The sequence below is a fragment of the Streptomyces sp. NPDC111507 genome, assembly GCF_055638955.1.
This window is the reverse complement of record NZ_JBVKBU010000011.1, coordinates 47294-61488: the sequence shown is the minus strand read 5'-3', so window position 1 is coordinate 61488 and position 14195 is coordinate 47294. Positions and strand designations below refer to the sequence as shown.

Annotated in this window: 14 protein-coding genes; 8 read left to right on the top strand and 6 right to left on the bottom strand. The window is 72.6% G+C overall.

Annotated elements, in window-relative coordinates; translation table 11 throughout:
* Window positions 1–26: 26 nt before the first annotated feature.
* On the bottom strand, window positions 27–221 hold the full coding sequence (locus ACZ7M2_RS34710; RefSeq protein WP_235455802.1) for a hypothetical protein: 195 nt from the start codon (window positions 219–221) through the stop codon (window positions 27–29).
* A 360-nt stretch (window positions 222–581) separates the two neighbouring features.
* Here ACZ7M2_RS34710 and ACZ7M2_RS34705 point away from each other — a divergent pair, with 360 nt between their 5' ends.
* The 5 genes from ACZ7M2_RS34705 to ACZ7M2_RS34685 all read left to right on the top strand — a co-directional run bounded on the left by ACZ7M2_RS34705 (window position 582) and on the right by ACZ7M2_RS34685 (window position 5962).
* Window positions 582–974: an ankyrin repeat domain-containing protein gene (locus ACZ7M2_RS34705; RefSeq protein WP_067366209.1), complete on the top strand. Its 393-nt coding sequence runs from the start codon at window positions 582–584 to the stop codon at window positions 972–974.
* A gap of 300 nt (window positions 975–1274) precedes the next feature.
* Window positions 1275–2693 (top strand): HEAT repeat domain-containing protein, encoded by a 1419-nt coding sequence (locus ACZ7M2_RS34700; protein ID WP_352049219.1) that lies wholly within the window; start codon window positions 1275–1277, stop codon window positions 2691–2693.
* Window positions 2694–2832: 139 nt separating this feature from the next.
* Window positions 2833–3957 (top strand): glycosyltransferase family 4 protein, encoded by a 1125-nt coding sequence (locus tag ACZ7M2_RS34695; protein WP_352049218.1) that lies wholly within the window; start codon window positions 2833–2835, stop codon window positions 3955–3957.
* A complete protein-coding gene (locus ACZ7M2_RS34690; protein WP_471598689.1) occupies window positions 3954–5108 on the top strand; it encodes a glycosyltransferase in 1155 nt (384 codons plus the stop codon). Before ACZ7M2_RS34695 ends, ACZ7M2_RS34690 begins: the two co-directional genes overlap by 4 nt.
* On the top strand, window positions 5105–5962 hold the full coding sequence (locus tag ACZ7M2_RS34685; RefSeq protein ID WP_471598688.1) for an SGNH/GDSL hydrolase family protein: 858 nt from the start codon (window positions 5105–5107) through the stop codon (window positions 5960–5962). The genes ACZ7M2_RS34690 and ACZ7M2_RS34685 overlap by 4 nt, the downstream gene beginning before the upstream one ends.
* Before the next feature lie 27 nt (window positions 5963–5989).
* On the opposite strand, the gene ACZ7M2_RS34680 is transcribed toward ACZ7M2_RS34685, so the two are convergent.
* Genes ACZ7M2_RS34680 through ACZ7M2_RS34660 form a run of 5 tightly spaced genes read right to left on the bottom strand, consistent with a single transcriptional unit; the run spans window position 5990 to window position 10432 of the window.
* Window positions 5990–6859, bottom strand: a complete 870-nt coding sequence (locus ACZ7M2_RS34680) for a 5-oxoprolinase subunit C family protein (protein ID WP_471598687.1) — start codon at window positions 6857–6859, stop codon at window positions 5990–5992.
* Window positions 6856–7500: a 5-oxoprolinase subunit B family protein gene (locus ACZ7M2_RS34675; RefSeq protein ID WP_471598686.1), complete on the bottom strand. Its 645-nt coding sequence runs from the start codon at window positions 7498–7500 to the stop codon at window positions 6856–6858. The genes ACZ7M2_RS34680 and ACZ7M2_RS34675 overlap by 4 nt, the downstream gene beginning before the upstream one ends.
* Complete coding sequence (locus tag ACZ7M2_RS34670) at window positions 7497–8255, bottom strand: LamB/YcsF family protein (protein ID WP_471598685.1); 759 nt, start codon at window positions 8253–8255, stop codon at window positions 7497–7499. The genes ACZ7M2_RS34675 and ACZ7M2_RS34670 overlap by 4 nt, the downstream gene beginning before the upstream one ends.
* 30 nt (window positions 8256–8285) lie before the next feature.
* On the bottom strand, window positions 8286–9116 hold the full coding sequence (locus ACZ7M2_RS34665) for a putative hydro-lyase (protein ID WP_471598684.1): 831 nt from the start codon (window positions 9114–9116) through the stop codon (window positions 8286–8288).
* The gene (locus ACZ7M2_RS34660) at window positions 9113–10432 is read right to left on the bottom strand and encodes an MFS transporter (RefSeq protein WP_471598683.1); all 1320 of its coding nucleotides are present in this window, start codon (window positions 10430–10432) and stop codon (window positions 9113–9115) included. The genes ACZ7M2_RS34665 and ACZ7M2_RS34660 overlap by 4 nt, the downstream gene beginning before the upstream one ends.
* A 172-nt stretch (window positions 10433–10604) precedes the next feature.
* Here ACZ7M2_RS34660 and ACZ7M2_RS34655 point away from each other — a divergent pair, with 172 nt between their 5' ends.
* The 3 genes from ACZ7M2_RS34655 (at window position 10605) to ACZ7M2_RS34645 (ending at window position 14133) form a co-directional block, all read left to right on the top strand.
* On the top strand, window positions 10605–11309 hold the full coding sequence (locus ACZ7M2_RS34655) for a GntR family transcriptional regulator (protein WP_471598682.1): 705 nt from the start codon (window positions 10605–10607) through the stop codon (window positions 11307–11309).
* A gap of 270 nt (window positions 11310–11579) precedes the next feature.
* Window positions 11580–13097: a hypothetical protein gene (locus ACZ7M2_RS34650; protein WP_471598681.1), complete on the top strand. Its 1518-nt coding sequence runs from the start codon at window positions 11580–11582 to the stop codon at window positions 13095–13097.
* Window positions 13098–13251: 154 nt separating this feature from the next.
* The gene (locus ACZ7M2_RS34645; protein WP_067366242.1) at window positions 13252–14133 is read left to right on the top strand and encodes a hypothetical protein; all 882 of its coding nucleotides are present in this window, start codon (window positions 13252–13254) and stop codon (window positions 14131–14133) included.
* Window positions 14134–14195 lie beyond the last annotated feature (62 nt).

Sequence of the window (14195 nt, the reverse complement as noted above, 5' to 3'; positions counted from 1 at the left end):
GAAGGTGCGTGCGATGGGCAGGGACGTCAGAACTTGATCCCGCCGAGGAGGCTCGCCAGGCTCTCCCCGCCGGCCTTGATGCTCGGCGCGATGGCCGTGCTGGCGAGGTAGAAGCCGAAGAGCGAGGACACACAGGCGTGCGACGCCTTGAGTCCGTCCTTGCGGAAGAAAAGGAAGACGATGATGCCGAGCAGGACGACGCCTGACATGGACAGAATCATTTGTGCTCTCCTGGTTCGTGGGGACAGTCACCATGAGTACTTCCAGGATCACAGGATGTATCCATACGATAAAAGGTGCAACTGAGTGAAATTCGGCTGATTTCATCCAGTCGGTGGAGTCGTTCCGGGCCCTCTGGGCAGGTCTGTCGCCCCCTGTCGGCTCTTGGGTGGCTTGTGGTGATCTTTGCCTCGGTCGGCGCCGGTCATGTGCCGCCGGAGCCAGTACGCTGGCGAATCACCCGTACGGCCGCACGCTTCGCTGTCGTACGGACCTGCGCATGACAGCCCACCCGCTGTCGTACGCTCCCGCAGTCCCCCATGACATAGCTGTCGTTGTCCTTGTGAGAGGTGGTCCGGCCGATGAGTGAAGCCCCCGACCCCGAAGTCGTGGAGCTGGCGACCAAGATCTTCGATCTGGCGCGCCGAGGGGAGACCGAGGCGCTCGTGGCGTACGTCGACGCGGGTGTGCCGGCCAACCTCACCAACGACCGCGGTGACTCGCTGGTGATGCTCGCCGCCTACCACGGCCACGCCGAGGCGGTGCGCGCCCTGCTGGAGCGCGGCGCCGAGGCCGACCGCATCAACGACCGCGGCCAGACCCCCCTCGCAGGGGCCGTCTTCAAGGGCGAGGCGGCGGTCATCCGCGCGCTTCTGGACGGCGGCGCCGACCCGGCCGCGGGCACCCCCTCGGCCGTCGACACCGCCCGGATGTTCGGCAAGACGGAACTGCTCGAATTGTTCGGGGCGCGCTGATCCGGCCGCGCTGACCAGGTACAACACCGAAAACGGGGGAGGCGGTACGGGGCCGCCGGAAATACGGTCGCGGCAAGAAGAACTGCCGAGTCATCATGACGTCGTGATTCACGGACGCGATGGCTGGGCAGGTGTTGCCGCACCGCGCGGGCCGTGACGCGGCCCGTATGGGCCACCGACGAGAGGCAGAGGAAGATGGTCTACAGCAAGCAAGAAACGGCGGGCGCTCCGACGTGTTGTCACGCGGCCAGGTAATGCAGGATCCCGGTTGCGTCGACGCTTGATGTGAGGCTGTTTCCCATGTTCGATCCGGTCATAGCGCCCAGCGGTACGCTGCTCGGCCTGCTTCAGAGGGGCCGCGGCGACGGTACGCTGCACGCGCTCACCGCACCGCGAGCCGAAGCGCTCGCGGCACTGAACCACTGTGTGCTGCGCGATCCCCGCCACGACTGGCAGGTGGAGAACCGCTCCCTGTACTACGCCCGTCTCTACCTCGATCTGAGCGGTGAGCTCGACGAGATCGAGCGGCACCTCTTCGACGCCGAGGACGTCCTCGACGACTGCGAGTCACGCACGGGGCTCGCCCTCGCGGTCCTCGGCCACCTCGCCTCGTACGGCAGGCGGGACGCCCTGGAACTGTTGCGCGGGTACGCCGCCTCCGGCACCAACTGGGCCTGGGCCCTGGACGAGCTGGCCCTGCGCGACGACGACGCGGGACTGCGCGCCCTCGCCGTGCCCGTCCTCGCCCGCTTCCCGGCCGATCCGGAGGGCGAGGCCGCGCTCGTCGCCCAGGTGCGCGACGCCTTCGAGCCCCGGCCCTGGCGGCTGTGGGCGGACGACTCCCGCGAACCCATCGCCACGCGTGTGCGGGCAGCCCAGGAACAGGGCTCCTTCGACCGTTGGCAACGGCAACTGCGCCCCACCGGACCACGCCCGGGGTGGAGCGTGCGGGCCGTGTTCGAATGGGCCCAGCAGGGCCTCGACCGCGGCGCCGCACTCCATGTGCCGGCCGCGCGCTGCCTCACGGCCGTCGCGGGTCCCGAGGACCGGCCTGAGATTCTCCAGGCCGCCCGGGACGGCGGCGACGGAGCCCGCTGTACCGCTTTGCGCTACCTCGCCGACAGCAACGATCCGGACGCTCTCGATCTGATCGAGGCCGCCGCGACCGGCGGCACGGCGACCGTCGGGGAGGCCGCCGTCGACGCGTTCGAACGTATGCGCAGTGTCGCCGCCGTCGAGCGGGCCCGGCGGTGGGCCGAGCGGCCCGACGCCCTCGGCGCCGCCGCGGGGCGGATGCTCGCCTGCCGGGGCGGCACCAAGGACAGCGAACTGGTGCTGGGCGCCCTGCGTGAGGCCGTACGCGGCGAAGGCCCCGACGCACCCACACTCTGGACCCTCGTCGACGGAGCCGGGCGCCTCGGCATCGTCTGCGCCGCACCCGTGCTGCGCCATGTCTACCGGGAGACGGCGTCGTCCCATCTGCGCGGGCGAGCCGCCCGCGCTCTCGCCGCCACCGACCCCTCCTTCCCCGCCGGCTTCGCCGTCGAGTGCCTGTGGGACTGCGAGGAATCGACCCGCGAGGTGGCCGCTCGACACGCCGAAACCGGTGACGCGCGCGTCGTCGATCAGTTGCGGCGGCTGGCATCGGATCCGGCCGAGGAAGCGGAAGTACAGACGGCCGTACGCAGCCGGATCGGGCCGGACGCACCCGCCGTATGAACGCGAAGTGACTCGCGGGTCAGGAGGGCGTGGCCGCGGGCTGACCTGGAAAAGCGTGCAGTACAACGCTCACGGGGCGTTCCCCGGCAGGAAAGATCGACGTTGACGCGGCCACGTCCAGCACGGCGACAACACGGGTATGCGTGTCGTCATCGTGACCGAATCCTTTCCCCCCGATGTGAACGGCGTGGCCCACTGCGCGCTCCAGACCGCCCGGCACCTCGTCGATCGCGGTCACGCTCCCCTCGTCGTCGCCCCGGCCACCGCGGCCGGGCACGGGCCCGACGCCCTCGCGCCGTGCCCCGTCGTCCGTGTCCCCTCCCTACCACTCCCCGGCTACCCCCAGGTCCGCGTCGCTCTCCCCAGCCGACGCGTCGCCGCCGCGATCACCGAACACCGCGCCGACATCGTCCACCTGGCCAGTCCCTTCATCCTCGGCGTCCGCGGCATGGCGGCCGCCGCCCGGCTCGGCGTCCCCGCCGTCGCCGTCTACCAGACCGACCTCGCCGGTTACGCCCGTACCTACGTGGGCGCGGGCGAGGCCACCGCCTGGCGGCGCATCCGCTCCGTCCACGCCGCCGCCGACCGGACACTCGCCCCGTCCAGCGCGGCCCTGCACGACCTGGAGGCACACGGTGTGCCCCGGGTGCGGCTGTGGCCGCGCGGTGTGGACACCGTCCGCTTCCGCCCCGAGCACCGGGACGAGACCCTCAGGCGCGAACTCGCGCCGAACGGTGAGCTGATCGTCGGCTACGTCGGCCGGCTCGCCCCCGAGAAGCAGGTCGAACTGCTCGCCGGAGCCTGCGGCCTGGAAGGCGTACGCGTCGTGATCGTGGGCGACGGGCCCAGCGAGACGAGCCTGCGCGAGGCGCTTCCCGGCGCTGTCTTCCTCGGGCGTCGCACCGGCGACGAACTCGCCCGGATCTTCGCCTCCCTGGACGTCTTCGCGCACACCGGCCCCTTCGAGACCTTCTGCCAGACCGTCCAGGAGGCCATGGCCAGCGGCGTACCGGTCGTCGCACCCGCCGCGGGCGGACCGCTGGACCTGGTCGCACACGGCCGTACGGGGCTGCTGGTGCCGCCCCGCGACGAGGCCGCCGTGCGCGACGCGGTGGGTGCGCTCGCCGCCGATCCGGCGCTGCGAGCGGCCTACGGCGCCGCCGGGCGGGCCACCGTCGAGGGCCGCACCTGGGCGGCCGTCGGCGACCAGCTCATCGACCACTACGCCGACGTGCTCACCGCGCGGACGGTGGTGGCGGCATGAGCCTGCGCATCGTACGGCTGGCCAACTTCGTCGCCCCCGCGTCGGGCGGTCTGCGTACCGCCCTGCGGGAGCTCGGCAGCGGCTACCTGGCCGCGGGACACGAACCCGTGCTCATCGTCCCCGGCGAGCGCGCCACCGACCGTGAGACCGAGCAGGGGCGGGTCATCACGCTGCCCGGTCCGCTGCTGCCCGGAACCGGCGGCTATCGCGTCCTCACGGACAAGCGGCGGGTCGCCCGGCTCCTGGAGTCGCTCGCGCCCGACCGCCTCGAGGTCTCCGACCGGACCACCCTGCGCTGGACCGGGGTCTGGGCGCGGCGCGCCCGGGTACCCGCGGTCATGGTCTCCCACGAGACCGCCGACGGCGTGCTCCGGACCTGGGGGCTCTCCGAGGGAATGGCCCGCAAGGCGGCCGACGCCCTCAACATCCGTACGGCGCACACCTACGCGCGGGTCGTGTGCACCACGGAGTTCGCGGAGCGCGAGTTCGTCCGCATCGGGGCCCGCAATGTCGTACGGGCCCCGCTGGGCGTCGACCTGGCCGGCCGCCACCCCGGGCTGCGCGATCGCGAGGTGCGCGAGCGGTACGCGCGCGCGGACGAGGTGCTGCTCGTCATGTGCTCCCGGCTGTCCGTCGAGAAGCGGCCCGGTACGGCGCTCGACGCGCTGGAGGCGCTGCTGCGGCGCGGCGAGCGTGCCGTGCTCGTCGTCGCAGGGGACGGGCCGCTGCGGGCCCGGCTCGAACAGCGGGCCCGGGAGCGGCGGCTGCCCGTCACCTTCCTCGGGCATGTCGCCGACCGCGCACTGCTCGGCGCGTTGCAGGCCTCCGCCGACGTGTGCATGGCGCCGGGGCCCGCCGAGACGTTCGGGCTGGCCGCCCTGGAGGCCATGGCCTGCGGTACGCCCGTGGTGGCCAGCGCGGTGTCGGCGCTGCCGGAGGTGGTCGGCTCCGCCGGAGCCACCGCCGCGGACAGCGGGGACTCCTTCGCGGACGCGGTACGCCTGCTGCTGGGGCGCCCCGAGGCCGCGCGCAGGGAAGCCGCACGCACGCGTGCAGAGTGTTTCGGCTGGGGCACCGCCGTGGAGGCGTTCCTCGCCGCGCACGACGCGGTGGTCGAGTCCCGGCCGCGCCTCCAGGAGGGCGTCGGATGAGACCCCTTCGGTTCGTCGCCCTCGGTGACTCGTTGACCGAGGGCGTGGGCGACCCCGTCGGCGAGGCCTGGCGGGGCTGGGCCGCGCTGCTCGTCGACGGGCTGTCCGACGGTCCGGACACGTCCGTGGAGTTCACCAACCTCGCGGTGAGCGGGGCCCAGACGCGCGACGTCCTGGAACGGCAGACTCCGGCCGCGCTGGCCCTGGGGCCGGACGTGGTGTCCGTCGTGATCGGTGTGAACGACACCCTGCGCTGCACCTTCGACATCCACGCCGTGGCCGCGCGGCTCGACCAGGTGTACGCGGCGTTCCGGGCCCAGGGCGCCGTCCTGCTGACCGCCTGCCTGCCGGATCCCGGCGCGATGCTCGGGCTGCCGGGGGTGCTGGCCAGGCCCCTGGCCCGGCGGCAGCGGGCCGTCAACACGGTCGTGCACGCCCTGTCCGAGCGCCATGGAGCCGTGCATCTGCACGCGGCGGAGGGCGCCTGGCTCATGGACCGTGCGATGTGGAGCGCGGACCGGCTGCACCCGGGGGAGCGGGGGCACCGGCAACTCGCCCTGCGTTTCCACGCGCTGCTCGAACAGGAGGGCATCGCCACGGGGGACACCCCCTCGGCCGAGCCGGAGTTTCCCGCGCCCACACGGTCGGCCAGCCTGTGGTGGCTGGCCACCGCGGGGACGGGGTGGGTGGCCCGGCGGTGCACCGACCTGCTGCCGCAACTGCTCACCCTGGCCGCCGCCGAGGTGCGACACCGGGCGCGCGGCACCAGCGCCCGGCTCGACCTCAGCGCCTCGCACGCCGTGGCGTCCGCGCTGGCCGCCCTGACGGTGGCGGAACAGCCGGACGCGGCATGACGGTTCGAGGCGGTGGGCCGACGCCCGTCAGCGGCGTCGTACGGCCATGAAGCGCACCGGCGTGCCCGGGACCGCCTGAGCGGCCGCGGGGAGGTCGGCGCCACGGACCACCGCGATCACCGGGTACCCCCCGGTGGTCGGATGGTCGGCGAGGAAGACGACCGGTCTGCCGTCGGGCGGCACCTGCACGGCGCCCAGCACCATGCCCTCACTGGGGAGTTCGCCGGAAACGGCCCTCTCCAGTGAGGGCCCTTCCGTACGCAGCCCTATGCGGTTGCTCGCGGAGGACACCCGGTAGGTGCCCGTCGCCAGGGTCCGCAGAGCCGAGGCCGTGAACCAGTCGTCGCGCGGGCCCGGTGTCACCCGCAGGACCAGCTCCGAGGGCGGCCCAGGATGCGGAACCACGTCCACACGCGTGTGCATGCCGTCGGGGCGCCCCAGAGGCAGCACCGTGCCGTCCGTGAGCGGCGGCGGACCGAGCCCCGAGAGGAGGTCCGTGGAGCGGCTGCCGAGGACCGGATCCACGGCCACTCCGCCCGCGACGGCCACATAACTGCGTACCCCCGCGCGGGCCGGGCCGATGTCCAGCAGCGCTCCGGCGGGGACGCGCACGGGCGCTCCCCAGGGCGCCGGACGGCCGCCCACCGTGACCGGGCAGGGCGCGCCCGTCACGGCCACGGTGACCACCGAACGCGGGCGCAGGGCACATCCGTTGAGCGTCGTCTCCAGTACGGCCGCCTCGACGGGGTTGCCGACGAGCCGGTTGGCCAGCGCCGCGGCGGGCGCGTCCAGCGCGCCGGAGCGGGGTACGCCGAGGTGGGCGTGGCCGGGGCGGCCCCGGTCCTGGACGGTGGTCAGGGCCCCGGCGCGCACGACGGCGAGGGCCCGGTCGGTCATGAGCACCCCGCCGGTACGAACCGGACGGGCGTCCCAGGGGCGAGCAGCGCGGCCGGCACGCGCGCGTGGTCCCACAGCACCGCGTCCGTCGTGCCGATCAGCTGCCAGCCGCCCGGCGAGGAGCGTGGGTAGACGCCCGTGTACGGGCCCGCGAGCGCCACGGAACCCGCAGGAACCGCCGTCCGCGGAGTCGCCCGGCGCGGCACGTCGTACCGGGCCGGCAGCCCCGTGAGGTAGCCGAAGCCGGGCGCGAACCCGCAGAACGCGACACGGAACTCGGCCGCCGCGTGGATCGCGGGCACCTCGTGCTCGGGCACCCCCCACAGAGCCGCGACATCCGCCAGGTCGGGACCGTCGTACCGTACGGGGATCTCGATCGCCTCCTCCGCGCGCGCGGCGTGCGGGGGGATCTCCCACCCGGGGAGCTGCTCCGCCAGCCGCCGGGGGTCCTCCAGACCGTCCAGGAGGACCGTGCGCGCCGCGGGGACGATCTCCGCGGCCGAGAGCGAGCCCTCGGCGCGGCGGCGCAGCAGTTCGGCGTGCAGGGCCTGGGCCGCCGCGACCGAGGAGACCTCGACGAGCAGAGCGTGGTCACCGACCGGCAGCGCCCTCGTGCCGCCGACGGCGGGAGCAGCCTTCATACGAAGGCCTTCACGTGCACGCCCGAGGACTCCAGACGCGCGCGGACCCGACGTGCCAGGTCCACCGCGCCCGGGGTGTCGCCGTGCAGGCACAACGAGCGGGCGCGGACCGGGATGCGCGCACCGGAGTGCGACGTGACCATGCCGAAGCGGGCCAGGCCCAGCGAGCGCTCGACGACCGCCTCGGCGTCCGTGATCACCGAGTCGGCCTGGGTGCGGGGCACCAGGGTGCCCTGCTCGGTGTAGGCGCGGTCCGCGAACGCCTCCGTGGCGGTGGGCAGTCCGGCCTGCTCGGCCAGCTTCAGGAACCGGGAGGACGGGAGACCGAGGACGGGCAGCGCGGCGTCCGCGAGCAGCACGCCCTCGACGACCGCCGCCGCCTGCTCCTCGTCGTGCACGACGCGGTTGTAGAGCGCGCCGTGCGGTTTCACGTACGACACGCGCGCCCCGGCCGCGCGTGCGAAGACCTCCAAGGCACCGATCTGGTAGGCGACTTCGGCCGCCAGCTCGTCGGGCGGCACGTCCATCGCGCGCCGCCCGAAGCCCGCCAGGTCGCGGTAGGAGACCTGGGCGCCGATCCGTACACCCCGCTCGGCCGCCAGCTCGCACACCCGCCGCATGGTGGCCGCGTCCCCGGCGTGGAAGCCGCAGGCCACGTTGGCGCTGGTCACGACGGACAGCAGTTGTTCGTCATCGGTCAGCCGCCAGCGGCCGAAGCCCTCGCCGAGGTCGGCGTTGAGGTCGATCGGGGTCATGAGGTGCGGTCTCTCCTTCGTCGGTCGTTCTCAGGCCACGCGGTACTGCTCGTCGCGGGCGTCGGTGAGGAACATCTGTCCCGGTGCGTGGGTGATGGCGAAGGGCGGGCGGGACGCCATCACGGCCGCCTGGGGTGTCACCCCGCAGGCCCAGAACACCGGGATGTCGTCCGGCTCGGCGTCCACCGCGTCGCCGAAGTCGGGGCGCGAGAGATCCTCGATGCCCAGCCCCGACGGCTCGCCGCAGTGCACCGGGCCGCCGTGCACGGCCGGCAGCAGGCTGCTCTCCCTGATCGCCGCGGCCACATGCTCGGGAGGGACCGGGCGCATCGACACCACCATCGGTCCGTGCAGCCGCCCGGCGGGGCGGCACGCGCGCTCCGTCACGTACATGGAGACGTTGCGGCCCTGCTCGATGTGGCGCATCGGGACGCCCGCCTCGGTCAGCGCCCACTCGAAGGTGAAGCTGCATCCGATGATGAACGACACCAGGTCGTCGCGCCAGCGGTCGATCACGTCCGTGGGCTCGTCGACCAACTCGCCGTGCTCCCACACCCGGTAGCGCGGCAGGTCCGTGCGCAGGTCCGCGTCCTGGGCGAGCGGGGTGGTCCAGGAGCCGGCGTCCGTGACGTCGAGGACCGGGCAGGACTTCGGGTTGCGCGTGCAGAACAGCAGCATGTCGTACGCCCAGTCGGCGGGCACCGAGATCAGGTTCGCCTGGGTGTGGCCGGTGGCGACTCCGGCGGTGGGACCGGACACGCCCGAACGGAACCGGGCGCGCGCCTCCTTGGGGGTCCACCGGTGCGCGTGGCCGTCGATGGGGCGGAGGCTCGAAGGGCGTTCCTGGAGGATGTGCTTCACAGCAGTTCCTTCCCACGCGTCTCGGGGAGTCCGATCAGTGCCAGGGCGGCGAGGGCGTAGCCGATCGCGCCGAAGACCAGGGCGCCGCCCACACCCCAGCTGTCGGCCAGGAAGCCGACGGTGGTGGGGAAGGCGGCCCCCACGGCGCGCCCGGTGTTGTACGTGAAGCCCTGCCCCGTGCCGCGCACCGCCGACGGGTACAGCTCGCTGAGGAAGGAGCCGAACCCACTGAAGATCGCCGACATGCAGAAGCCGAGCGGGAAACCGAGCACAAGGAGAAGCGTGTTGGCGCCGCTCGGAATGTTGGCGTAGGTGAGGATGCAGGCCGCGGAGAGGATCGCGAAGAGCAGGATGTTCCGTTTGCGGCCCAGTTTGTCGGTGAGATAGCCGCCGGTGAGGTAGCCGATGAAGGCCCCGGAGATCAGGAACGTGAGGTAGCTGCCGGTGCCGACGACGGACAGACCGCGCTCCGTCTTCAGATACGTGGGCACCCAGGTGGCCAGCGTGTAGTAGCCGCCCTGGACGCCGGTGGAGAGCAGGACCGCGAAGAAGGTGGTGCGCAGCAGGCCGGGACCGTCGGCCGAGGCGGGCTTGAAGATCGCGACGAACGAGCCCTTCTCGGCGCTCTTCTCGCGCACGGCGGCCGCCTCCGGGGCGTCCTGCACCCGGCGCCGCACCCACACGACGAGCAGTGCGGGCAGCGCGCCGGTCCAGAACATCACGCGCCAGGCGAGGTCGTCGCCGAGGAACTGGAAGACCAGGGTGTAGACGATCACCGCCAGCCCCCAGCCGACGGCCCAGGAGCTCTGGATCGCGCCGAGTGTGCGCCCCCGGTGCCGGGCGCTCGAGTACTCGGCGACGAGGATCGCGCCGACCGCCCACTCACCGCCGAAACCGAGGCCCTGAAGGGCACGGAAAACCAGCAGCGTCTCGTAGTTGGGCGCGAAGCCGCAGGCCACCGTGAACACCGCGTAGGTGATCACGGTGATCATCAGTGCCTTGACCCGTCCGATCCGGTCCGCGACCACACCCGCGATCGCGCCGCCGACCGCCGAGACGACCAGCGTCACGGTGGTGAACAGACCGGTCTGGCCGCTGTCCAGGCCGAAGTACGCCGCCAGCGCGACCATGCTCAGCGGCAGCGTGAAGTAGTCGTACGAGTCCAGGGCATAGCCGCCGAACGCGCCGGCGAAGGCCCTGCGGCCCTGCGGACCGAGGGCGCGCAGCCAGGCCAACGCGCCGTCGTCCGAGGTGAGTTCACCCGTTCCGGGGTGTGTGCCGGTGGTCAGGGCCTGTGGTGGAGGGGTCGTGCTCATGGGCACCTCGCAGTGGGAGGACGGAGGGTGCTTGAGGGCTGAGCCGTGCCGTGCGGAAGCCGTCGGCGCTCGGGTGAGCGGGCGGCGCCGTGTGTAGCAAGGTAGAGGATCGTTGAACGATCCCTCAATACCCGTGTTGTTTCGTTCTTATTTCTGCGATTGAATTCCGGGCATGGCAGAGCTGACGGGACTGGCCGACGATCGTGCCCTGCTGGGCCGCACCAGCACCGCCGAGCGGGTCTCGGACATCCTCAGGAGCCGTATCGCCGAGGGGTACTTCCCGCCCGGGACACGACTGTCCGAGGACAGCATCGGCGGGGCGCTCGGCGTCTCCCGCAACACACTGCGCGAGGCGTTCCGGCTGCTCACGCACGAACGGCTCCTGGTGCACGAGCTCAACCGCGGGGTCTTCGTGCGGGTGCTGACGATCGAGGACGTCGAGGACATCTACCGCACCCGCACCCTCGTCGAGTGCGCCGTGGTCCGTGGCCTCGGCGAGCCGCCGTACGCCGTGGACGACCTCGCCCAGGCCGTCGCCGACGGGCAGCGGGCGGCGGGCGAAGGTGACTGGAAAGGCGTCAGTACGGCCAACATCCACTTCCACCGGGAACTGGTGGCGCTCGCCGGGAGCGACCGCACCGACGAACTGATGCGCAGCGTCTTCGCCGAACTGCGCCTCGCCTTCCATGTGGTGGCCGACCCGCGGCGACTTCACGAGCCGTACCTCGCGCGCAACCATGAGATCCTCAAGACGCTCCGGGCGGGCGACCGCGACGGGGCCGAGCGACTGCTCGCGGTCTATCTCGACGACTCGCTCACCGGGGTCGTGGAGGCCTATGCGCGGCGGGTCGCCGACGGGGCGCAGGGGATCGGCTGAACCGGGTCGTGGTTCTCGGGGACGGCCGCGACGGCGGTTCGCTCCGCCGTACTCGCCGCTGCTCTCGGCGCTGCTCTCGCGAGGCGGCGACCGAGAGGCGCTGCGCGGAGCCGGTGTGACGGGCTGCGCGGAGCCGGTGTGATGTGCGGCATGGAGCCGTCGTGACGGGCTGCGTGGAGCCGTCGTGACATGCGGCGTCGAGCGGGTGTGACGGCGGTCGCTTCTGCGTCGTTTCGACCGTTGTCAGACCGAGGACCTAGTCTGTGCACCGTGACTTCGCCTGCATCGACGGACAGCGTTCCGCCCCAGCTCAGCGCGGGGCCGCGCCCCGCTCCGGGCCCGGCCGCCGACGAGGGCCTGGCGCGGCGGCTGCGCGCGCTCGCATGCACCGCGCCGCTGCACGACCTCGATGTGCGCAAGGCGAATCTCGCGGGCGAGTACACGGTGTACGGGATGGCCGAGGTGGCCCTCGCCGCCATCGACCTCGTCACACTGAACATGGACTTCGACACGGGCGCCGACCACGACCAGATAGTGGCCCGGCTCATCCCCCGCATCGCCGCGCAGGCCCCGCAGCGCCCCGTCGCCGAGCACGAGCGCGTGGCCAGGTGGGTCCTGGAGAACCTGATCAACGTCGGCAGCGTCGACCGCGGCTTCCGGGCCGTATACGGCACCTTCGCCCCCGACGGCTCCTATGTGCGCCGCGACTACGACTTCAAGCTGATCGAGGAGGTGCCCGGGTACGGGGGGACGGTCTACCTCCGTACGACGGACGAGGCGGTCAACGTCCTCGTCGGCGCCCTCGACACCGACGTCACCAGCGCGCAGATCGCCGCCGAGGTCAAGCTCGAGGTGTTGATCAGCCGCGGCCGCCTCGCCGACGCCCAGCTCGCCGCCGAGCAGGCCCGCTACCGGACCGTGCAGTACTCGGAGACGCTCCGCAGGGCCCTCGACGCGACCCGGCGCAATGTGCGGGCCGTCGACTGGCTCCAGGCCGTGCCCGACATGATCGCCGAGGCGCTCGACCACGTCGCCGACCGCTACCGCCACGAGAACGCGATCCTCACCAACATCCGCAAGGCCCGCGACGAGTCCGAGGACCCCGAGCAGAAGCGCCGCGCCGCCGAGCTCGTCGACATCGTCAAGGACTGCATCCGCCGGCACACGCAGTTGCAGTCCCGGCTCCTGGAGGCCGGGCCCCTGTTCCGCGCCGAGCAGGACCGGCAGGCCTTCGCCACACCCATGACGACCTCGGGGATCGACCTCTACGGCCACCTCGTCGCGCCCGTGCTGCCGCTGCCCGTCGCACAGGCCCGGCGCGTGACGGACGCGTTCTTCGCACGCGGGACGGGGCTGCGTACGCCGGTGGCCGTACGGGTGGGGGATCTTGTCGAGCTCCTGCTGACACCGCCCCTGGAGCGGGAGCACCTCGGTGCGGAGATGCCCGAGCCGGACCTGATCGCCACGCCGGACGACAGTCGGTTCAGTGAGGAGCAGCTCGCCTCCGCGATGGACCTGCTGGATCTGCCGGCGGACGCGCCGCGACGGCTGTCCGGGCTGCTGGCCGAAGCGCGCCGCCGAGATCCCGAACTGCCCTACCTCGTCGCCCTGTTGGCCGTTCACGCGGCCAGTCCGCCGGTCGGTACCGCGTATCGGCAGGGTGAGGAGAAGCTGTTGTTCGCCGTCGACGACGGGGTGGAGCTGGACGATCCCGAGTTCGGCGGGGCCGATCTGATCGTGGGCATGGCCCTGCTCGACGCGGCGGGGATGGCGGCGGATCGGTCGTGAACGCCCAGTCGCCGGGGAACCGCGCCGCGCTCGCCGCCCGCGGGCTGTTCGCGGCTCGCCGCGCCCGCGCCGCGCAGCCGCGGATGTCACCGCCCCGCGCCCCTGACGGGGCGCTTGTCCTCACCCCCCTATCCCAGACCATGGAGCCCCAGTCGTGACCGAGCAGCACGTCGAGTGGAGTGAGCCGGATGCCGTCGCCGCGCCGGCGAACGCTCCCGTCACACCCGCCGACGCCGCCGACGCGGCGCGGCTCGTCGCCTTCGGGCTCCAGCCCAAACTGCAGCCCGCGCGGGACCAGGAGTACGCGGAGCTGTTGCGGCGGTACCGAGAGGACCCGGCGTTCGCCCGCCTCGCCGACGCCGTGGCGGCCGGGCTCGGGCTGGTTGTGCTGGAGGTGTCCCCGCGCGCGGGGATGGCCGTGACGGCCGCCGAGGACTCGGTGTTCGCCGTCCGGATGGGCGACTACGCCCGTCGTACCTCGGCCGACTCCGCGGACCGCTTCCTGCACGGCCTCGCCCACCTCGCGGTCGCCGCGATGGCCTTCCCACGCCCCGAGGACCTCGCGGACGACGGGTACATCGGGCGGGTCTCGGTCAACGGCGTCGACGCGTTCGTACGACAGGCCTGCCGCCGTCTGGAGGAGCGGGCCGAGGAGCAGGGCGAGAACACCGATCCGGCGACCGAGGCGCCCGGCCTGGAGGCGGCCTGGCGGATCTGGGCACGGCGCAGCTCCACCGGTGCCACCAAGGACGCGCGAAGACTGTCCGGTTCGACCACCGGCATCATCGGCAAGGCCGTCGCCTTCCTCACCGACTCCGGATTCCTCCAGCGGACCGGGGACGACTCCGGAGGGACGTACCGGACGACGGCCCGCTATCAGCTCCAGGTACGGGACATGGCGGGCAGCGCCGCGATGGCCGAGCTCCTCGAGCTGGGCGTCGTCCCGGTGACCGACGGCACCCCGACGCTGCTGCCCGCCGAGCACACCGACGACCTGGAGCTGGTGGCGGACGCAGGCCTGCCGTTCCACTCCTGAACCCACCTACGCAGCTCCCCTGCGTATCTCCCCTACGTATCCGAAGACTTACTACGAGAGTC